Consider the following 20,080-nt stretch of genomic DNA (forward strand, 5'->3'; position numbering starts at 1 on the left):
GCACCTCCCGTGGTGTTATTCCAAGAAGATCTTCTTGCGTCGTGAACCAAGCGCCGGCGCCTCACGCCGCTCTGGGACAGAGGCCGGTACGGGCGCACCTTTTTGCGGGTCTTCCGTACCGCTTGCCTGCGCCGGCTTGGCGGTTCCGTTTTTGCGCGGCCGACGACGGCGCCGACGACTCTTGGGCCTCGCCTCAGCCCCCTCATCCCCGCCAGGCGCATCACCCAAAGCTTCCGCATCCGAAGCCACCAAGGGCTCAGACGCGGCGGACGGATCCGACGGGGCGGCGGTCACGGGAGGCTCCTCCTGGCGGGGCAGCCCCTCCAAAGGCGCATGCTCCCCTTCCGGCGCGGCCAAAGCCTCGCTGGGGCCGCTTTCGACGACCGGGGCCGCAGGGGCCTTCTTCTTGCGCGAACGCCGACGCCGACGTTTCTCACGCGCCGGGGCCTCCTCCGACGATGGCACTTCGCCCGGCGCACTACCGCGGCCTGCGGCAGGCGGCACGCTCGCGGCCAAAAGCGGTCCTGTGGCAGGAAGTTCCACGGCGTGAAAGACCGATTGGTAGAATTGGTCCACGAGCATGGCCAACAGGATGCGGCCATCCTCGCTTTCGGCCAAGTCCGCCACCAAGGGTTCAAAGCGCTGCAAGCGTTCTTTCTGGATATTGTCCGCCCGGCGCAACGCGGCCTCCAGCAAGGATACCGCCCGCTGCGCCACGGTGGCCTGGACCTCGGCATCGGAAGGCAGGGTGCGGTCTTCGATGGTGATGCCAAAACGCCGGCCGATGGCCGCCAAATCCAGTTCCTCCACCCCAGAGACCAAAGAAATCGCCACCCCGGCGGCCCCGGCCCGACCAGTGCGCCCGGTGCGATGCACGTACGCCTCGGGGTCTTGCGGCGGCTGGTATTGAAACACATGGGAGAGGTCCGGCACGTCGATGCCGCGGCCCGCCACGTCCGTGGCCACCAAGAATTTGATCCGCCCGCGCCGCAAATCGTCGAGCACGGCCTCCCGCGCCGACTGCGAAATATCGGCGGACAATTCGCCGGTCTCATAGCCAAAGCGCTGGAGCACCACGGAGACGAAATGCACATCGGATTTGGTGTTGCAAAACACGATGGCCGAAGAGGGATTTTCCATCTCGATGATCTTGACCAAGGCGCGGCTCTTCTGCAGCGCCGGCACACGATACTGCACATGGACGATATCGTGGACGTGCACTTGATCCTGACTCAAGGAAATACCTATGGGATCCTTGAGGAATTGCGCCGCTAAGCGCTGGACATACCCAGGGTACGTTGCGGAGAACATGGCCGTCTGCAGCCCAGAAGGCAGGTAGCGCTGCAACTGCTTCATATCCGGATAAAAGCCCATGGAGAGCATGCGGTCGGCCTCGTCAAAGACAAGCACCCGCAAGGCGTCGAGGTGCAGCGTGCCGCGCAGCAAATGATCGAGAATCCGCCCCGGGGTGCCGACCACCACCTGAGCCCCGGCCTCCAGCGCCTGCACCTGCGGTCGGAAACCGACGCCGCCGTAAATGGCCACCGGCGTGAGCCCTACATCGGCAAACAGGATCTCCGCATCCCGGCATACCTGCACGGCGAGCTCGCGGGTGGGGGTGAGCACCAAGGCCTGTACCCCGCCATCTCGGCGAACCATGGAGCCCATGGGCAAAAGAAAGGCCCCGGTCTTGCCACTGCCGGTCCTCGATTGCACCATGACGTCCCGGCCAGCGGCCAGGACCGGCAGCACACGGCGCTGCACCGGCATAAGGTCCTGCCAGCCGAGCCGCGTCGCCCCTTGGCGCAATGGCTCTGCCAAATCTTCCCAGCGGGCCTCACCGTACGAGGCCGCCGCTTCCACATGTTCTATCGATTCCGTATGCATATGATTCCTATGTCGTTTCCATCTATCTATCTCTCGAGAATATCCCAAATATGGGCACAGATGGCGTTGCCGAGCAGCATGCCCTGGCGGGAAAGCCGTACCGATATGCCGTCCCATACCACAAGGCCAGCCTGCACCAAGGGCCCAAGCGCGGCGCCGAACCCGGCCACATCCCGCCCCAGGCCACAGGCCCACGAGGCAACGTCAAAACCGTCCCGGGTGCGCAGCCCGAGCATGACCCGCTCCCGCAGGGCCACCGCTGGCGACAAGGACTCCGCCTTCGGCGCAAGCGCTCCCTCCACCATCAGACCATAGTCCTCCAGCGAGGCCGGATTGGTCCACCGGCGCCCCTGCCAGGTGGAGACTGCCGCGGGGCCAAAACCCAGGTAATCCTCCCCCCGCCAATACCCAAGGTTGTGGCGGCAGGCCGCCCCCGGACGCGCAAAGTTGGCGAGCTCATAGTGCATGAATCCGCGTTCCTCCAAGAACTGACACATCCAATGAAATTGGGCGGAAGCTTCGTCTTCCGAAGGCCAGGGCACCGGATCTGCGGCCAGCGGGGTGCCCGGCTCCGCGGTCAGGGCGTAGCACGACACATGCCCCACCCCCAAGCCCACGGCCCCGGCGAGATCCTGCTGCCACTGCGCCAAAGAAACGCCCGGCACATTCCACAAGAGGTCCACACTCACTGCCAATCCTGTCGCCACAGCGGCCTGCACCGCCGCCACCGCCTGCGCTCCGTCGTGCGGGCGACCGAGGAAGGCCAAGGTCTGGTCATCAAAGCTCTGCACGCCCAGGCTGATCCGGGTGACCCCCAAATCCCCCAGTGCGGCCATCCATCCCGGTCGCAGAGCGGATTCCGGATTCGCTTCCACCGTGACCTCCGCTCCGACAGCGATCCCCAGAGCCTGGTCCACCGCAGCAAGTATGCGTGCGAGCTGCCGCACCTCCCACATCGACGGTGTGCCGCCGCCGATGTATATGGTGTGCGCCGGACCGATGCCCTGAGCGCTCCAGCGCCCCACATGCGCCACGATCAAGTCCACCACCCGTGCCGCCGCCTCCGAAGAGAACTCCCAGGAGGTAAAGGCACAGTACCGGCACTTGCGGCGACACAAAGGAAGGTGGACATATACCTGCATTACGGCCCCAACATGCTCTTGAAGCGCTCTGCCTCGCTATACAGACATCCACAATATTGCTGACGATAGATCCCCATTTCCTTGGATCTTGCGATTCCTTCACTCCATCCTTCCCGAAAATCCTCGTAATAGAATGGTATAGATCCGCGCATATCCTCTGCAAGCTGACGGATCTCTTCATGCTTTTGAAATTTACTATAAAGAAGTGTGGTAGAAAAGGCGTCGAATCCACCGTGTCGGGCGATATGTATAGTCCGCTCCAAGCGTAAAATGTAACACAATTTACAGCGACGCTCTTCGCGAAAGGCCACCTGCCGGAAGTACACCGCAGGATCATAACGCTCCGAACAGATAACCGGCACACCAAGAGCCTGGGCGACCTGTTGCAGGGCCTTCCAGCGGCGGACGTACTCCTGCAAGGGGTGGATGTTGGGATTGAAGAACAGCAGATGGACCTGCACCCCGCGTTCCAGAAGCACACGCAAGGGATACAGGGCGCAGGGGCCACAGCAGGCATGGAGCAAAAGGCGCATGCTCGCCCCCTAGCAAAAGGAGCATGGCTCCGATGACGAGGGCAGCACGAGCACCCGACGGCCGCAGCGCTGCTCCAGCTCCACGAGTTTTTCCCGCTTGCGGTTCAAAAGGTACACCGCCAGCTCCGGGTCCGTGAAGTACTCCAAAGGCTCCGATGCCACGCCGGTACGCAAGGCACGAAAGATCTCCTTGAGGGCGCGCATGGCCCGCCATTCGAGATTGCGGCGGCTCCCCGTGCCCTTGCAATGGGGGCACATGTCCAGACTCGCCGAAAGGGCCGAGGTCCCCAACCGCTGGCGCACGATCTCCATGAGTCCGAACTTGGAGATCCGCCCCACATCGGTACGGGCTCGGTCCGCTTTGAGGGCCTGGCGCATCTCCTTCTCTACCTCGCGGATATGGGCGGGGTCCTTCATTTCGATGAAGTCCACCACGATTTGGCCGCCAATGTCCCGCAGCATGAGTTGGTGCGCAATTTCCCGCGCAGCCTCCACATTGGTACGCAAGGCCATTTCTTTGAAGTTTTTCTCCCCGCCGATCTTTCCGGAGTTGATGTCAATGGCCGTGAGGGCCTCGGTATGATCGAAGACCAATTGGCCACCGCTGGGCAAATTCACGGTGCGGGACAGCACGGTGGCGAGCTGCTCTTCCACCCGAAACCGCTCGAAAAGCGTCTGCTGGGGATCGGTATGGACTTTGACGATGCTCTTGCGCCGGGGGAATACGAGACTCGCGAATTCATTGACTTGGGCAGCGGTGTCCTCATCGTCCACCCAGCACTCCACGATGTCCGCCGTCAGGTAGTCGCGAATGGCGCGAAAGGCTAGATCCTTCTCTTCATAGACCAACACCGGCGCTGGCGACTCGTTGGCACGTTTGCGAATGTCCTTCCACAGGCGCTTGAGAAACTGCAGGTCCCGGGACAAGGCCGCCTTGCTCTGCCCTTCGCTCACGGTGCGCACGATGACCCCGATCCCTTCCTCGAGCCCCATTTCCTCAACGATCTCCTTGAGCCGGACGCGTTCTTTTTCCTCTTCGATCTTGCGGGAGATGCCGAGCTGCTCCCGCCCCGGGGTGAGCACAAAATACCGTCCCGGAATGGAGAGATACGTGGTCAAAAAGGCACCCTTGCTCCCTGTGGGCTCTTTGACCACCTGCACCAGCATCTCCTGCCCTGGCCGCAAGGCCTTTTGCAGGGGAGGATACCCACGTGAAGGCGGATCGATGAGATAGTACTCGGGATGCACTTCATCCACTTGCAAAAAGCCGTTCTTTTCCGCACCGTAGTTGATGAACGCCGCTTGCAGCGCCTGATCGATGTTATGAATTTTTCCTTTGTAGATATTTCCTTTTGTTTTGCTTTGATGGAGCATCTCCACGTAGTATTCCACCACCACGCCGTCTTGAGTAATGACGACTTCCACCTGCTCACCAGGAAGGACACTGATAAGCATCTTCCGAATCTTCTCTGCCATGCGTTCCTCGAAAAAAATAAAGAGAGTTCCATGCAGTTTTCCAGCCGTGCATGCGGGCGGGAATACCGCCGCGCTCGACAGCGTCTTTGGGCTCAAGCCGAAAAGACGCCGGAGCAGGCGGCGAAAAAACTGGGCTCCACGGTCGCCTTGCTGTCCTTGACAGGCAAAAACGGCACAGACTACTGCCCCCAGACCATACGCCACAAGGGGGAAATTTCATGCTCGAGCCAGGCCAATTGGTACTGCTCCAAAGCCCAAAGGACAAGCGCTATTTCATGGCAGCCACACCCGGCGCCGTGCTGCATACCAGCGACGGGGTGCTGAGTCTCGACGACGCTCGCCAGGCGGGATGGGGGGGCCGTATCAGCTCCCACAAAGGGGTTCCGTACTTGGTGCTGCGCCCCACCCTGTATGACCTTGTCAAAAGCGGGGTCAAACGCCGCACCCAGATTATCTATCCCAAGGAAATCGGCTACATCGCCCTGAAATTGGGTGTGGGCCCAGGCTGCCGGATCATCGAGGCCGGCTGCGGCTCCGGCGGACTCACCACGGCCCTGGCCTGGTTCGTGGGAGAAAGCGGCCGGGTTTTCACCTATGAACGCCGCCAGGAATTCCTCGACCTCTGCCAGGCCAACCTTGCGTCCGTGGGACTTGCGCACCGCGTCACGCTCCACCACCACGACATCGCCCAGGGCTTTCTCCAAACCGACGCCGACGCCCTGTTCTTGGATGTGCGCACCCCATGGGATTACGTCCCATTCATCCCCCAGGCAGTCACCCCCGGCGCCCCAGTGGGCTTTCTCCTGCCCACCACCAATCAGGTAAGTGATCTGCTGCGTGCCCTAGAGTCCGGGCCATTTATCGAGATCGAAGTGCTCGAGATCCTGCTGCGTCGCTACAAACCCGTGGCAGACCGCCTCCGCCCCGAAGACCGTATGGTGGCCCATACCGGATATTTGGTCTTCGCCCGCACCACGCCGCCGCAATGGAAAACTCCCGAGGAAACCAGCGCGGAGGCCGAAAAAATTGCCTTAAATTTCGAGTAATTATAAAAAAAATCTTGCATCTTCCATTTCCTTTCCTATAAAGATGCTATTTTCCGCGGCCGGACATCCCGGATGCCGCGGAAATCCTTTTTCCCGGCAGGAGGATCATCCATGACCCGCAAAGACCGCACCGAAGGCATCTTCAGCCGCCGCGAGGTGCTCGATTCCACCGAACGGCAAAAATACTATCAGATTCAGCTCAAGGAACTGCTCACCTACGCCTACCGCTACTCCGAAGACGTCAAAAAACGCTTCGATCGCGCACAGTTTTCGGTGGAAAAGTTCCGGGATCTCATCGACCTCAAGCATGTCCCCATTCTCAAGAAGAAAGAGCTCATCTTCCTGCAGTCCATGGGGCCGCGCCTCGGTGGGCTCCTCACCAAGGACTTGGGCGATTTGCGCCGCATCTTTCTCTCCCCTGGTCCCATCTTCGATCCCGAAGACCGTGGTGACGACTATTGGGGATGGACGGAGAGCTTTTACGCCACTGGATTTCGTTCCGGCGACGTGGTGCAAAACACCTTCAATTACCACCTCGCCCCTGCAGGGCTCATGTTCGAAGAACCGCTGCGCGCCTTGGGGTGCGCGGTCATTCCCGCAGGCCCCGGCAACACGGCGACCCAGCTCGATATCATGCGGAAACTCCGCGTGACAGGGTACATCGGCACGCCCAGCTATCTCATGCATCTTGCCCAAAAGGCCGAAGAGAAGGGCATGAATCTGCGCAAAGACCTCTTCTTGGAAGTGGCCTTTGTCACCGGTGAGCGATTTTCGGAAAAACTTCGCTCCACCATCGAAAAGAAGTTCGACCTCATCATGCGTCAGGGATACGGCACCGCAGACGTGGGATGCATCGGCTACGAGTGTTTCCACAAGACCGGACTGCATATCGCCGGCCGCGCCTATGTGGAAATCTGCCATCCTGATACCGGTATCCCCCTCAAGGATGGGGAAACGGGCGAGATCGTGGTCACGGTGTTCAATAAAACCTACCCCTTGATCCGCCTGGCTACAGGCGATCTGTCGTACATCGACCGCTCGCCGTGTCCATGCGGCCGCACCAGCCCGCGGCTGGGGGCCATTGTGGGACGCGTGGACACCACGGCGCGCATCAAGGGAATGTTTGTCTACCCGCATCAGGTGGAGCAGGTGCTCTCCGGCTTCGAGGAGATCAAGAGATGGCAGATCGAGGTTACGAACCCCGGTGGTGTGGACGAAATGACGCTCATCATCGAGTCCGCCCAGTTCAAACGCGAAGAAGAATTGCAGCTGCTTTTCCGGGAAAAGATCAAGATTCGGCCGGTGGTCAAGGTGGTGCCTCCGGGGACGCTGCCGCCGCAGATCCGCGCCATCGAAGACAAACGTTCATGGGATTAGCCTGGGGGCTCCTCGTGGGGCTCCTCTTGAGCCTTGGGGCGTGCGCGCCGCACGCCCCAAAGCCCCTGCAGGAAACGCCCGAACGCGGCCTTCTCTCCGCCCAAGGGACGCCCCTCAGTGCTTCCGCCCTTACGGCCATGGCCGCGCAGGCCGACTACATCCTCATTGGCGAGACCCACGCCAATCCATGTGACCACGCCGCTGCCGCCGAGATCCTCCACGCCTTGGCTGGGGCGGGGATACGCTTCGACCTTGGGTTGGAGATGCTCCCCCGGGAAAGCCAGCCATTTCTCGACCAGCACCCCTCCCGCGAGGACCTCGCCCGGCATTGGGATGCCGCCTGGGGCTATCCCTTCACCCTTTACGCGCCCGTACTGGATGCCGCCCGCGCCCACGGGGCTCGGCTGGTGGGCCTCAACGTGCCCTGGGCACTTGTGCAGGACTTCCGCGACGGTCGCCTCGCCCCAGACCACCCGGCGCTGCCGCGCGCCCTCATCCCCCCCTGCCCGGAACAAGAGCGCGGGCTCGCCGAGCAGTTTGCCCTGCATCAGAAAATGCGGCCGGAATCGGCCACCAAGCTGAGCGACTTCCTCCGCGTACAGTCTCTGTGGGACTCGGTCATGGCCGAAACCGCCATCCAATGGCGCCGCCAGCACCACAGGCCCGTGGTCATCCTGACTGGCGCCGGCCACGTGGAGCGCGGCTTTGGGATCCCCTACCGTATCGCCGCCTTGGAGCCCGAGGCGAAGATGCTCGCCATCCTGCCCTGGCGCGATGCCTCGAGCCAAGAGGAGGCCGTGTCCTCCTGCACCCCGCACCTGCGCACGGCCTTCTTCGTCTGCCCGCCCACCCAGCACAGCCGTCTGGGCATGCTCCTCGACTTCCGGGACACCATCACCGTGCAGCGCGTGGAGCCTGGGTCGCGGGCCGAGGCCATGGGACTTCAGGCAGGCGACCGCATCGTTGCCGTCGGCGGCACGCCGGTGCACACGGCCGAAGACCTCCACAGCGCCGCCGCGACTGCCGCACGCCGCGGGGAGGCCATGCGTTTCACCGTGGAGCGCCACGGGCAGACCATCACCCTCACCATGCCGCCGCGCTGATGCCCGAACTGCCGGAAGTGGAAACCATCGCCCGGGGCTTGCGGGCCACCATCGTCGGCCGCACCATCCACAAGGCCCAGGCCCTGCACCCCCGGATCGTGCGCTTCGCCGCGCCGCACGAAGCCGCAGGGAAAACCATCTGCGCCGTCGACCGGCGAGGCAAATTGCTGCGCATCCACCTGAGTGATGCGCGCATGCTCGTGGTCCATCTCAAGATGAGCGGGCGACTCTGGGTGGTGGCCGCAGGCACGGCACGGCCCGCCCACACCCATTTCGTCGCCGCCCTGGACGCAGGCACAGAGCTCGTCTTCGTGGACCCACGGCGCTTCGGCTTTGTGGGGCTTTTGGATGAAGCCGCCTGGAATAAATGGGAATTTGCCTGCACCCTGGGGCCAGAACCCCTGGAGAGCACGCCGCAGGACCTCGCCACGCGCCTGGACCTTCCCGCCAGCAAGCGCGCCATCAAGGCCGCCCTTCTCGACCAGCGCGTCATCGCCGGCGTGGGCAATATCTACGCGGATGAATCCCTCTTTGCCGCCAAAATCCACCCCACGACCCCGACAGGCACGCTCTCGGCAGCGCAGCGCCTGCGCCTGGCCTGCGCCGTGCAAGACGTGCTTCACGCCGCCATCGCCGCAGGCGGCAGCACCATCAACGACTACCGTAACGCCATGGGCGCGCCGGGCCTCTTTCAGGATCGCTTCGCCGTGTACGGCCGCGCCGGACTCCCCTGCCCGCAATGCGGGGCGCTTTTGACGCGCCTGCGTGTGGCCGGGCGGGGAACCGTGGTCTGCCCGCGCTGCCAGGGCACCGGTTCCGCCGCCCATGCCACCCCGCGCACCCGCTGATCGTGGAGAAACGCCCACGATCCGCGCTCCCCATCAATGCGCATTGGGGACGAAGAGCTTCTTGCCGTGGATGCGAAAGTCCCCCACGAACTGCTGCCCGCGCTCAGAAACGACCCAGTCCTGAAAACGCCGCGCCGCATCCGCCCGAACCTCGGGGCACCGATCCGCATTGACCAAGATGATGCTGTATTGATTGCGCAGCAACGGATCTCCTTCCACCATTTCCCCAAGGCCGCTCTGCGCCCCGTCCTTGGCCATGAAGGCGATCCACGTGGCCCGGTCCACCAGCGTGTAGCCTCGACGCTGGGCAGCCACACGCAAGGTCCCCAGCATGCCTTGCCCGGCGGAAAGGTATCGCCCAGAGTCTGCTGGTTCTGGAACTCCTGCCTTCTGCCACAGCGCCTTTTCGAGCATATGTGTCCCGGACTGATCGCCGCGGCTCACAAACACTCCTTGGCCCGCAGCCAGCTTGGAAAAGGCGGCCACGATGTCCGAGCCCCCACGCAACCCCAACGGGTCTTCCGTGGGGCCCACGAGCAGGAAGTCATTATAAAAGACCTCGCGCCGATCCTTGCCAAATCCATCGGCGATCCATCGCGCTTCCGCATCCGGAGCGTGCACCAACACCACATCGGCATTGCAATCTCCGGCAATGCGCAGCGCCTGGCCGGTACCCACGGCAACCCAGCGCAGTTCCACGCCAATTTCCTGCGCAAGCACCGGGGCCAAGGCATCGAGCAAGCCCGAGGCTTCTGCGCTCGTGGTGGTCGCCAAACGTAATGGTTCCGCCGCCGCCGGGCCTGCCCCAAGGCCAATGGCAAGCACAAGCATGGTCCACCCGCAGAGCACCCTCGCCCGAAAATCCGTTTTCCACATAGCCAACCTCCTTGCGTGCAAAATTGAATGTGCCCCAAAAAGCATAATTCATTCGGGCCGTCAACCCATTATTCCCATCTTGACACAACAAGAGCTGCTCCCGCAAAGAAAAGCCATGGATTTTCTTGCCACAATCTGTATTCAAGCACTCCATCTCCTCTTCTCCGGAGAGCCGGATACCATGGCCGCCATCCGTGCGACGCTGCGCAGCAGTTTTGCCGCGCTGGCGGCGGCGTTCATGTTGGGAGCGCCCTGCGGTTTTTTCTTGGGCTACGCGCACTTTCCCGGCAAACGGATGCTCCGTCTGCTGGTGGAGACGAGTCTGTCGATCCCCACGGTGGTCATTGGCCTCGTGGTCTATGGTCTGCTCACCCGGCGGGGGCCGCTAGGAGAGTGGGGGCTGCTTTTCACCGTGCCGGGCATGAGCCTCGGCCTTACGCTTTTAGCCTTTCCTCTGGTGGTGGCGCATGTGGCCAGTGGTGTCGCCGCCTTGGATCAGAGGCTTCGGCCCACCCTCTGGACACTGGGCGCATCCCCCTGGAGGGCGTGTTGGACCACGCTGCACGAAGCCCGGCACGCCGTATTCTGCGCCTTGGCCACAGCCTTTGGTCGTGTGGTCTCCGAGGTGGGTATTGCCATGATGGTGGGCGGTAATATCAAGGGCGTTACCCGCACCATGACCACCGCCATCGCCCTGGAAACCAACAAAGGGGAATTTGCCCAAGGCTTCGCACTGGGCTTGGTGCTTCTCGGCATTGCCTTGGCCACCAACCTGGCGCTCAGTCTGGTCCGACGTCGCATGGGTGGGGCTGAATGAACGATCACCGGGCACCATACCGCGCAACGTCCGAGCCATCCCAAGGCACCCCGCCCGGCTGGTCGCTCACCCTGGAGAATATCGTCGTCCACCGCCAAGGCACTCCGGTGCTCCGCGGCATCCATCTCCACATCCCCTCAGGGTGTGTCCTCGGCATTGCCGGGCCCAACGGTGCGGGCAAAAGCACCCTCGGCCGAGTGCTCACCGGCCTTCTGGAGCCAGAGGCTGGACGCATCTTGGTCAACGGCATCCCGACGCCGCCGCGCGCCCTGCACGGACGCAGTGTGTTTTTGGATCAAGAACCGTATTTGCTGCGCCGAAGCGTTGCCGCCAATATCGGCTATGCTCTCGGGCGTCAGGCATCCCCCGAACGCATCCAGCAGGCGCTGGCCCAGGTCGGTCTTCCCCCGTCCATGGCCGGGCGTTCGTGGCGCGAGCTTTCCGGCGGCGAAGCCAAACGCGTGGCCTTGGCCGCACGCCTCATCCGCAATCCACCAGTCTTGGTGCTCGATGAACCGACGGCCAATCTCGACGACGCCGGCATCGCAGCCGTGGAGGCAGTCATCCGCCGGCGCAGCGGCCGCGCCACCACGGTGCTCATCAGCCATGACCTGCACTGGCTCTGCACGTGGACGGACCATGTGGAGCATGTGGTGGCCGGAGAGCTCGTGGGCCGTGGGCACATCACCCTCCTGCGTGGCCCATGGGAACCCAGCGCCTTCGGCTCCGTGATGCCCCTTGGGGAGCACGGCAGTATCCCTGCCCCCAAGGCCCCGCACCCCAAGGCGCAGGCGGTGCTCCCGGCCCAAGGCGCGAGCATCGTCGGCGATGAAGACAGCCGGCCTGTGCATGTGCACGGAAGGATACTCGCCCTCTTCCATCACCAAGGGCGCATCATCGCCTCCTGCTCCGTCGGCGGTCTTCGCCTCTGGGCGCATACCATCCACCCGCTGCCGCCTGGAAGCCCCGTCGGAATCCACATCGAAGCGCAGCGCATCCGGTTTCTTGAATAGCCCAGATACCGCACTGGCTTCCTGCGCTGCTCCAGCCCACAGCACACGGAAATTTCTCCGAGAGCACGCCTTCGCAGCGCCCTTCCCAGAAAACCGACAAGGGGCACGACGCCTCTCCGGAGCGGCGCCTGGGCCCTTGGCGAGGGTGCTCTGCCCTCCGGCGAAGCCTCGGAGGTCAAAAGGCCGACCTGGAAAGCGGGCCGTGTTTTGCGGCCCACGGGGAAGGAAGGGGGGATGGTTCGAATCGAGGAGGAGGCGGGGTCACCTCCGCCGTGTTCTCACCCCACCGGACGTGCGGCTGCGCATCCGGCAGTTCATGAAACACCCTGGAGCCGTCGCACGGTGTCGCGCAACGATACCAGTCCCAGACGATCAAAGTACGCCTTGCGGTACGCCTGGTTCATGTGGCTCGCGCCCCTGTTCCACAGCTCAGGAAATAGCGCCGGTCACGGCGCCGCACCATGGCTGGCACACAACACGAAAGCGGCGCCCGGAGACGGGCGCCGCCGCAGCGTGTCGTTTCGAAGTCAGGGGGCCGACGTTAGCGCAACAGCCCCGCCAACATGCGCAGGTGCCGGCGTTCTTCCGCCACGCAGGCCTGCACCGCGTCTCGGTCGCCCTCAGGAACGAATTCCTGCATTTCCATGAAGAATACGATGGTGTCCTTCTCAAATCCCATGGCCGTATGGATGGCCTCCTCGCGGCTGCCTACGAATTGCCGCAGGGTCTGCACATCGCCCAGGCGAAAGAGGGTGTGGGAATCGATGAGGGCCGTGAGGTAGTCCACGTATTCCTCTTCCGTGGCCCAGGCCGGAAGCTCCACCTCACCCACCCGGGCGGCCAGGTCATGAAAGACCTGCCAATGTTTTTCCTCTTCTTGGGCCAAGAAGCGAAAGATCTGCGCCAAGGACGAATCCGTGGCGGTTTCGGCCAGGCGGGTATAGAATACCTGACCGCGCTGCTCGATCTCTTGTGCCGCGGTCAACACGTCGGAAGCGGAAAAGATACCTGCCATAATTCCTCCAGGGTCTGGCCCCGGCTAGAGTTCCGAGGGAAGTTCCTTGAGCTGGGCATAGGTGAACACCGGACCGTCCACGCACACGTATTTGGTGCCGATGTTACAGCGGCCGCACAGTCCCACCCCGCACTTCATGCGCTTTTCCAAGGTGGTGATGATCTGGTCGTCCTCGAAGCCCAGTTTCTTGAGGGCCTGGAGGGTGAATTTGATCATGATGGGCGGGCCGCAGGTCACGGCCACGGTGTTTTCCGGCGAGGGGGCCAAATCCAGAAGCACGTTGGGGATGAGACCCACCCGATGCTCCCAGCCCGGGTACTCGGCGTCCACGGTGAGCACGGTGCGCACGTCAGAGCGGGCGAGCCACTCGGGAAGCTCCGCCTTGTAGGTCATGTCCACCGGCGTACGGGCGCCGTACAGCAGGGTGATGTCTCCGAAATCGGCGCGGTTATCGAGCATATAGATAAAAAGGGTGCGCAGCGGCGCCATACCGATGCCGCCGCCGATGAAGACGATGTTCTTGCCGCGCATGGCCTCCACCGGGAAGCCATTGCCCAGGGGCGCGCGCACCCCCACTTTGTCGCCCGGCCGCAGTTGATGCAGCCGCGTCGTCACCTCACCCACGCGCATGACGCTGAATTGAAGATAGTCCATGCGGGTGGGCGAGGAATTGATGACAAAGGTGGACTCGCCCACGCCAAAGACCGACAATTGTCCCACTTGGCCGGGACGAAAGGTGAAGTTTTGCATCTTCTCCTCATCGTCCAGCACCACGCGAAAGGTCTTGATATTGGGCGTCTCCTCGATGACCTCCACCAGGGTGGCCATCTGTGGCAAATAGGGATTGTGCTGGTTCATTGCGCGTACTCCTGTGCCGCGTGCACAATGGCACGGATGTCCACTCCCGCCGGGCAATGCTTGATGCACCGGCCACATCCACAACACGCGATGACACCGTTATGGATCGAGGGATAATAGCTGAACTTATGGCTAACGCGGTTTTTCAAGCGATGGGCCTTGGTCGGCCGAGGGTTGTGACCGCTGGCTTCCAGGGTGAAGGTGTACGACATGCAGTTGTCCCAGGTACGGATGCGCCGGCTGATGAGACCCAAATCGTCATCGGTGATATTGAAACAGTAGCAGGTGGGGCACATATACGTGCACGCCCCGCAGGAGATGCATTTGGCAGACTGCTGCTCCCAGAACTCCTTGTCATCGAAGCGGGCAAGGAGCTTGGCCGGCGCCGAGGAGAAGTCATGGGACGGAGGCATGGCCGCCTGGGCCTGAGTCACCACGGCATCGGCCTCCGCCCCGCGGGCACCGACGTCTTCAAACAGCGCGTGTTGGAGAAACGCCGCCCCGGCCTCGGTCACCGAACGGGCGACGAATCCGCCTTGCACCGGGATGAGCAGCACGTCGGAACCGGTGGGATCGGCCGGACCGCCGCCCACGCTGGAGCAAAAGCACGTGGTCTCGGGCCGGGTGCAGACCAGGGAGATGAAGAGGGCATCCTCCCGGCGCCGGGCAAAGTAAGGGTCATGGGCCACGCCCAAGAACACCGGGCCAAAGATCTCTTTGCCCCGCGCCCCGCAGGGCCGGCAGCCCAAGACCACGGTGCGGGCCTGCGGCGGAAGGGTGGCCTCGATGACCGGCTGCTTGTGCTCCTCATGCCGCTGGGCCACCAAAAGCGGCTCGGTCTGCGGAAACGTGGCGGCTTTGGGAGACGTGGAGGCCATGCGCGAAAACTCGAGGCGCATCCCCGGCCGGTACCACCGGAAGACCACGCTGCCCGCATGGGCCACCGGGGCCAGCACATGACACGAACCGGCCAAGTCGTCCGCCAGGGCAGTGAGTTGTGCTGCAGGAAGAAAGCGTTCCATTACCAACCTCGCTCGTTGATGCCCGCCTCTTCCACCTGGAAGGTGAGCAGGGGCGGGGTCTGACCAACAGTGGTCCCGGCCTCGTAGGCAAAGAGGTCCTGGGTCACCCGATTCATGTGCCGGCGCAACAGAAGCAGCGGGATATCCACCGGACAGGCCCGCTCACATTCTCCGCACTCGGTGCAGCGGCCCGCCAGATGCATCACGTGGATCATCTGGAACATGAAGTTCTCCGCAGGGGAGTTCTCCTGCCCCAGCCACAGGGGATCGCGGCTGGTGGCGATGCAATGGTCGCGGCACACGCACATGGGACACGCATTGCGGCAGGCATAACACCGAATGCACCGGGCCATGGTCTCCTGCCAGAAGGCCTGCTTCTCGGCACTGGACAATGCCTCGAAGGACTCTTGGCAGGCCACGGGCTGGGGCGAGGCAGTGCGCTCACTGCCCACCAGTACGTCCGCACCCAAGGCATTGGGGTAGCAGCAGGCGATACACTTGTCGGCCAGGACATCGCTCAGGCGCACCGAAACCTCTTGCCCAGCCACGCGGGCGCGCAGCACATCTGCCTGCCACTGCGCCTCCTCCACAAAACCCAAGTCCGCCGGCAGCTTTTCCCGCAGCTTGCGGTGGCTCACCACCCCGTCGCAGCAGAGTCCAAACACCGTCACGTCCTCGCGGCGGATAAGGCCCTCATTCGCCAGTTGGATCACGCTGCGGCTATCGCACCCCTTGACCACGATGCCGACCTTCTTGCCTTTGAGCCCCGGCAAGTACGTGGCGAGGTTGTGCACCGCCCACGGCCCCACCACGAGGCGCTCCACGTCCGCAGCCTCCCGGATATACAGCGGCGTGGCATGGAAGGGGTCGAAACCCATCTCCCAGCCCAAAACCAGGTCCAACTCCGGGAGCCGGCTGGTAATGGCGTCTTTCAATTGCTGTAGCATACCGTCCCTCCTAGCCGTGACACGGGCAGCTCTGGCCTGCAGCAGCTGGGGCTGCGGCGTCGAACCATGCCCCCTCGGATACATGGCTCATGATGGGCGCCGGCCCGAGTTCATGAATGCGGCGGGTAAACTCCGTCACCACATGCTGCCAGCGCTGGCCTTCCGAAGCGGAAACCCAGGTGTACTCGAAGCGCCGCGGATCGATGCCGGTGGCGGACAGAAACTGCTTGAGCGTCTCCAGACGGCGGCGGGCGTAGAAATTGCCCTCCGCATAATGGCAGTCCCGCGGGTGGCAACCGGAGACGAGCACCCCGTCCGCGCCGTTGATCAAGGCGCGCACGATGAACAGCGGGTCGATGCGGCCCGAGCACGGCACCCGGATGATGCGCAAATCCGTGGGTTGGGAAAAACGCGCCACCCCGGCCGTATCCGCCCCGCCATACGAGCACCAATTACACAAAAAGCCTACGATGCGTAGTTCACGCGAATCCGAGGCGGACATAAGGCATTCACCTCCGCGAGGATCTGGTTATCCGTAAAGTGTTCCAATTGGATGGCCCCCTGAGGACAGGTGACGGTGCAGATGCCGCAGCCCTGACACACGGTCTCCACCACCTCGGCCTTGGGGTTGCCAAAGCGGTCTTCCACCAGCTTGATGGCCCCAAAGGGGCAGGTCTGCACGCATTTGCCGCACCCCACACAGCGCGCAGGCGTGACCCGCGATACCTGCGGATCGGACTCCAACTGGTCCTTGGAAAGGAGGGCGAGCACCTTGGCCGCAGCCGCGCTGCCCTGGCCCACCGATGCCGGGATGTCCTTGGGCCCCTGGCAGGCGCCGGCCAAAAACACCCCGGCGGTATTGGTCTCCACGGGCTTGAGTTTGGGATGGCTCTCCACGAAGAAACCGTACTGGTCCGGCACCACGCGAAGCTTCTCGCCCAAGGCCACGGCCCCGCGCGCCGCCTCGGCGCCCACGGCCAAGACCACCAGGTCCGCCGCCACCTCCACCTGGGTGCCGGCCAAGGTATCCGCCCCACGCACCACCAATTGATCGCCCTTGGGGTAGATCATGGAGACCCGACCGCGCACATACTGGGCGCCGTACTCTTCCATGGCCCGGCGGGTGAATTCGTCATAGCCTTTGCCTGGCGAGCGGATATCCATGTAAAAGACGTAACTCTGGGAATCCGGGATATGATCTTTGGTGAGGATGGCCTGCTTGGCGGTGTACATGCAGCAAAAGCCCGAACAGTACGGCCGATCCACCGAACGATCGCGGGAGCCTACACATTGGATGAACACCACGGTCTTGGGCTCCTTGCCGTCCGACGGCCGCTTGATATGTCCACCCGTCGGCCCTGATGCGGAAAGCAAGCGCTCGTACTGCAACGAAGTGATGACATCGGGATAGCGCCCCTGTCCGTACTGCGGATACTTATGCCAGTCGAAGAGGTCATATCCCGTGGCCACCACAATGGCGCCCACGTCCACGGTCACGAGTTCGTCCTGCTGATCGAAATCGATGCATTTCACCGGGCAAATCTTGGCACACAGGCCGCACTTGCCCTTTTGTTTCATGATACAGGTATCCGGGTTGATGGCCGCCTTCTTGGGAATGGCCTGGGGAAAAGGAATATTGATGGACGGCGCGGTGCACAGCCCTTCGTTGAAGGGATCCGGCGCCTTGCGGCTGGGGCATTTTTCCATGCACAACCCGCAGCCCGTGCATTTGCTCCAATCCACAAACCGCGCCTTCTTGCGGATGGTGACCTGGAAGTTGCCCACATATCCGGAAACCGACTCGATCTCCGCCAAGGTGTGCAGGGTGATCTTGGGGTGCTGGCCCACGTCCACCATTTTGGGTCCAAGCACACACGAAGAGCAGTCAATGGTGGGGAAGGTCTTGTCCAGCTTGGCCATCTTGCCGCCAATGCTCTGCTCCCGCTCCACCAGCACCACTTCCTGCCCGCCGTCGGCGCAGTCCAGGGCGGCCTGAATGCCCGCCACGCCGCCACCGATGATCAGCACCCGCTTGACCACGTCGAAGCGTTTGGGGATGAGCGGCCGGTTGCGGCGCAGCTTCTCCACCGCCATGCGCACGAGTTCGATGGCCTTGGCGGTATTGCGCTCAGTATTTTTGCCGATCCACGACACATGTTCGCGGATATTGGCCATTTCAAAGAAATAGCGATTGATGCCGGCGCGCTCCACGGTGCGGCGGAACGTCGGCTCGTGCATCCGCGGAGTGCATGACGCCACCACCACGCCGTCCAATTGGAGTTCCTGCACCGCCTGGACGATGCCTTCCTGTCCGGGCTCGGAGCAGGCGTACATGGTGTCCGTGGCGTAGGCCACATCAGGAAACTTCGCCGCAGCCCGGGCCACGGCAGCCACGTCCACCGTACCGGCGATGTTACTGCCACAATGACAAATAAAGACTCCGATTCGCATGCTTCCCCCCTACCGCACCGGCGCCGGCGCCTTGATTTTCCCCAGGGCCAGACGCGGATCCACACACAGGCGATCCAGCCCCAGCTCGCTACGGGGCACATCCAGCGCAAGCCCCAAAAGCTGCGTGTAGTAGAACACCGGGATCCGAAAATGCTCGCGCAGCGCCGCATTGATCTGACTCTGCCGCAGGTCCAGGTTCATCTGGCACAGCGGGCACGCCGTGACCACCGCATCCACCCCAAGGCCGCGGGCGGCGTCCAAAAGCTTGCCGGACAATCGGGCCACGATGTCGCCACGGGGCACGCCAAAGGAGGCCCCACAGCATTCCACTTTGAGGGGAAAGGGCGCCACTTCGGCGCCAGCAGCCTCCATGAGGCGGTCCATGGCCATGGGATTTTCATGGTCATCAAAACGCATACGCTCCGGCGGCCGGTTCATGATACAGCCATAATAGCAGGCCACCCGCAGGCCCGTAAGCGGCCGGGTCACCCGCCGGGCCACCTCGTCCACCCCCACCTGTTCCACCAGCACCTGCAAAACCGATTGCGGGTCCACGCGGCCCGCGCAGGGCCGATCCAGCAACGCATTGACCGTGTCCCGAAACGCCTCGTCCTCCATCTCCAGGGCGGCGTTCCGCAGATTGGTGAGGCAGCTGGGGCACGGCGTGGCCACCACATCGAGCCCGAGGCTATGGGCCAAATCCAGATTGCGCGCAGACAAGGCCGCCGAGAGCACGTGGTTCACGGTATGCGCCGGAGACGATCCGCAGCAGCTCCAATCCGGCACGTCCACCAGTTCCAAGCCTACGGCCGCGCACACGGCCCGGGTGGAACGGTCGTATTCCAAGGAAGTGCCCTGGCCGGAGCAGCCGGGATAGTAAGCGACTTTAGACATGGGCCCCTCCCTTGCGGAAACGCTGGAAAATCCGCTCGATCTGATCCCGGCCAACGACGGTGTGCGGCCGGAAGGGGAGTTTGCGACGCGCCAAGGCCTTGGGGGCCAAGTCCGCATCCGTGAACACCCGCCCCGAATGCAGGACGTAATCCGCCATCAGCCCCAATTCAAAAGCCCGGCCGTGACGCTCCACGGAACGGAGGAAGGCATCGGCAAAGAGCTTGACCTCGCGCTCCGTGGCATATCCTTGCTCTCTGGCCATGTGCCGGCATACATCCATGACCTTGGCCACATCGATACGGTTGGGACACCGCGTGGTACAGGATTGACACGAACCGCACAGCCAAATGGACTTGCACTGGAGCACGGCATCGCGCTGGCCGAGTTGAATGAGCCGCATGACTTGGCTGACCGAATGATCGTACACGAAGGTGTACGGACATCCCGCGGTACAGTTGCCGCATTGGTAGCATGTCCGCAGATTTTGATGGCTGCGGGCTTCCACCTCGGCGATGAAGTCCTGGTCCGCGGTGGCGAGATCGACGATGCGCATAGATATCTCCACCACTCAAGTTTACGAAAGGAACGACGCCTTTCTGGTGAAACACGGGCCGGTGTGTCATGCTGCGCCATCCCCCTCTGGGCATGTGGCGCCCCCGGACACACCCAAGCGCCCACGGAATCGCAAAAAGCCAGGAAAGACCTCGACTCCTTGCCTTCCGCGGCCATTGCTCTTGCAGCTTGGGTGCCATACGACCAAGGTTTTGGCCTTGTC

19 protein-coding genes are annotated in these 20,080 nt (G+C 62.8%); 6 read left to right on the top strand and 13 right to left on the bottom strand.

The genetic code is table 11. The features are described 5' to 3' along the window. Positions 1-15: 15 nt before the first annotated feature. From QMF81_RS00365 to QMF81_RS00380, 4 genes are read right to left on the bottom strand one after another with little or no spacing between them, the layout of a single operon-like run. Positions 16-1,887 (bottom strand): DEAD/DEAH box helicase, encoded by a 1,872-nt coding sequence (locus QMF81_RS00365; RefSeq protein WP_281750979.1) that lies wholly within the window; start codon positions 1,885-1,887, stop codon positions 16-18. Between the two features lie 26 nt (positions 1,888-1,913). Next, entirely contained in the window at positions 1,914-3,029 is a 1,116-nt protein-coding gene (hemW, locus tag QMF81_RS00370) for a radical SAM family heme chaperone HemW (protein WP_281750980.1), read from the bottom strand. Beyond that, on the bottom strand, positions 3,029-3,562 hold the full coding sequence (locus QMF81_RS00375) for an epoxyqueuosine reductase QueH (protein ID WP_281750981.1): 534 nt from the start codon (positions 3,560-3,562) through the stop codon (positions 3,029-3,031). Before QMF81_RS00375 ends, hemW begins: the two co-directional genes overlap by 1 nt. Positions 3,563-3,571: 9 nt before the next feature. Next, complete coding sequence (locus tag QMF81_RS00380; protein WP_281750982.1) at positions 3,572-5,038, bottom strand: Rne/Rng family ribonuclease; 1,467 nt, start codon at positions 5,036-5,038, stop codon at positions 3,572-3,574. 218 nt (positions 5,039-5,256) lie between these two features. On the opposite strand from QMF81_RS00380, the gene QMF81_RS00385 reads away from it, so the two are divergent. From QMF81_RS00385 to mutM, 4 genes are all read left to right on the top strand, one after another. After that, the gene (locus QMF81_RS00385; RefSeq protein WP_281750983.1) at positions 5,257-6,084 is read left to right on the top strand and encodes a tRNA (adenine-N1)-methyltransferase; all 828 of its coding nucleotides are present in this window, start codon (positions 5,257-5,259) and stop codon (positions 6,082-6,084) included. A gap of 111 nt (positions 6,085-6,195) precedes the next feature. Next, positions 6,196-7,461 (top strand): AMP-binding protein, encoded by a 1,266-nt coding sequence (locus QMF81_RS00390; RefSeq protein ID WP_281750984.1) that lies wholly within the window; start codon positions 6,196-6,198, stop codon positions 7,459-7,461. Further along, positions 7,452-8,564 carry a ChaN family lipoprotein gene (locus QMF81_RS00395; protein ID WP_281750985.1) on the top strand — a complete coding sequence of 371 codons (1,113 nt, stop codon included), beginning with the start codon at positions 7,452-7,454 and terminating at the stop codon, positions 8,562-8,564. Before QMF81_RS00390 ends, QMF81_RS00395 begins: the two co-directional genes overlap by 10 nt. Further along, positions 8,564-9,412 (top strand): bifunctional DNA-formamidopyrimidine glycosylase/DNA-(apurinic or apyrimidinic site) lyase, encoded by an 849-nt coding sequence (gene mutM, locus QMF81_RS00400; protein ID WP_281750986.1) that lies wholly within the window; start codon positions 8,564-8,566, stop codon positions 9,410-9,412. Before QMF81_RS00395 ends, mutM begins: the two co-directional genes overlap by 1 nt. Before the next feature lie 33 nt (positions 9,413-9,445). Here the strand turns inward: mutM and QMF81_RS00405 are convergent, their stop codons facing one another. Beyond that, the gene (locus QMF81_RS00405; protein WP_281750987.1) at positions 9,446-10,288 is read right to left on the bottom strand and encodes a substrate-binding domain-containing protein; all 843 of its coding nucleotides are present in this window, start codon (positions 10,286-10,288) and stop codon (positions 9,446-9,448) included. 115 nt (positions 10,289-10,403) lie between these two features. Here QMF81_RS00405 and QMF81_RS00410 point away from each other — a divergent pair, with 115 nt between their 5' ends. Beyond that, positions 10,404-11,105, top strand: coding sequence for an ABC transporter permease (locus QMF81_RS00410; protein ID WP_281750988.1), 702 nt, complete (start codon positions 10,404-10,406; stop codon positions 11,103-11,105). Then, the gene (locus QMF81_RS00415) at positions 11,102-12,118 is read left to right on the top strand and encodes an ABC transporter ATP-binding protein (RefSeq protein ID WP_281750989.1); all 1,017 of its coding nucleotides are present in this window, start codon (positions 11,102-11,104) and stop codon (positions 12,116-12,118) included. Before QMF81_RS00410 ends, QMF81_RS00415 begins: the two co-directional genes overlap by 4 nt. A gap of 541 nt (positions 12,119-12,659) precedes the next feature. On the opposite strand, the gene QMF81_RS00420 is transcribed toward QMF81_RS00415, so the two are convergent. From QMF81_RS00420 to QMF81_RS00455, 8 genes are read right to left on the bottom strand one after another with little or no spacing between them, the layout of a single operon-like run. Next, positions 12,660-13,133 carry a ferritin family protein gene (locus QMF81_RS00420; RefSeq protein ID WP_281750990.1) on the bottom strand — a complete coding sequence of 158 codons (474 nt, stop codon included), beginning with the start codon at positions 13,131-13,133 and terminating at the stop codon, positions 12,660-12,662. A 24-nt stretch (positions 13,134-13,157) separates the two neighbouring features. After that, positions 13,158-13,991, bottom strand: a complete 834-nt coding sequence (locus tag QMF81_RS00425) for an FAD/NAD(P)-binding protein (RefSeq protein WP_281750991.1) — start codon at positions 13,989-13,991, stop codon at positions 13,158-13,160. Then, positions 13,988-15,013, bottom strand: coding sequence for a 4Fe-4S dicluster domain-containing protein (locus tag QMF81_RS00430; RefSeq protein WP_281750992.1), 1,026 nt, complete (start codon positions 15,011-15,013; stop codon positions 13,988-13,990). The genes QMF81_RS00425 and QMF81_RS00430 overlap by 4 nt, the downstream gene beginning before the upstream one ends. After that, positions 15,013-15,960, bottom strand: a complete 948-nt coding sequence (locus QMF81_RS00435) for a 4Fe-4S dicluster domain-containing protein (RefSeq protein ID WP_281750993.1) — start codon at positions 15,958-15,960, stop codon at positions 15,013-15,015. The genes QMF81_RS00430 and QMF81_RS00435 overlap by 1 nt, the downstream gene beginning before the upstream one ends. Positions 15,961-15,970: 10 nt before the next feature. Continuing rightward, complete coding sequence (locus QMF81_RS00440) at positions 15,971-16,462, bottom strand: hydrogenase iron-sulfur subunit (protein WP_281750994.1); 492 nt, start codon at positions 16,460-16,462, stop codon at positions 15,971-15,973. Beyond that, positions 16,426-18,411, bottom strand: a complete 1,986-nt coding sequence (locus QMF81_RS00445; RefSeq protein WP_281750995.1) for a CoB--CoM heterodisulfide reductase iron-sulfur subunit A family protein — start codon at positions 18,409-18,411, stop codon at positions 16,426-16,428. Before QMF81_RS00445 ends, QMF81_RS00440 begins: the two co-directional genes overlap by 37 nt. Positions 18,412-18,420: 9 nt before the next feature. Further along, the gene (locus QMF81_RS00450; RefSeq protein WP_281750996.1) at positions 18,421-19,305 is read right to left on the bottom strand and encodes a CoB--CoM heterodisulfide reductase iron-sulfur subunit B family protein; all 885 of its coding nucleotides are present in this window, start codon (positions 19,303-19,305) and stop codon (positions 18,421-18,423) included. Continuing rightward, entirely contained in the window at positions 19,298-19,858 is a 561-nt protein-coding gene (locus QMF81_RS00455; RefSeq protein WP_281750997.1) for a 4Fe-4S dicluster domain-containing protein, read from the bottom strand. Before QMF81_RS00455 ends, QMF81_RS00450 begins: the two co-directional genes overlap by 8 nt. Positions 19,859-20,080 lie beyond the last annotated feature (222 nt).

This window comes from Thermodesulfomicrobium sp. WS, assembly GCF_027925145.1.
In the GTDB taxonomy this organism is placed as follows: domain Bacteria; phylum Desulfobacterota; class Desulfovibrionia; order Desulfovibrionales; family Desulfomicrobiaceae; genus Thermodesulfomicrobium.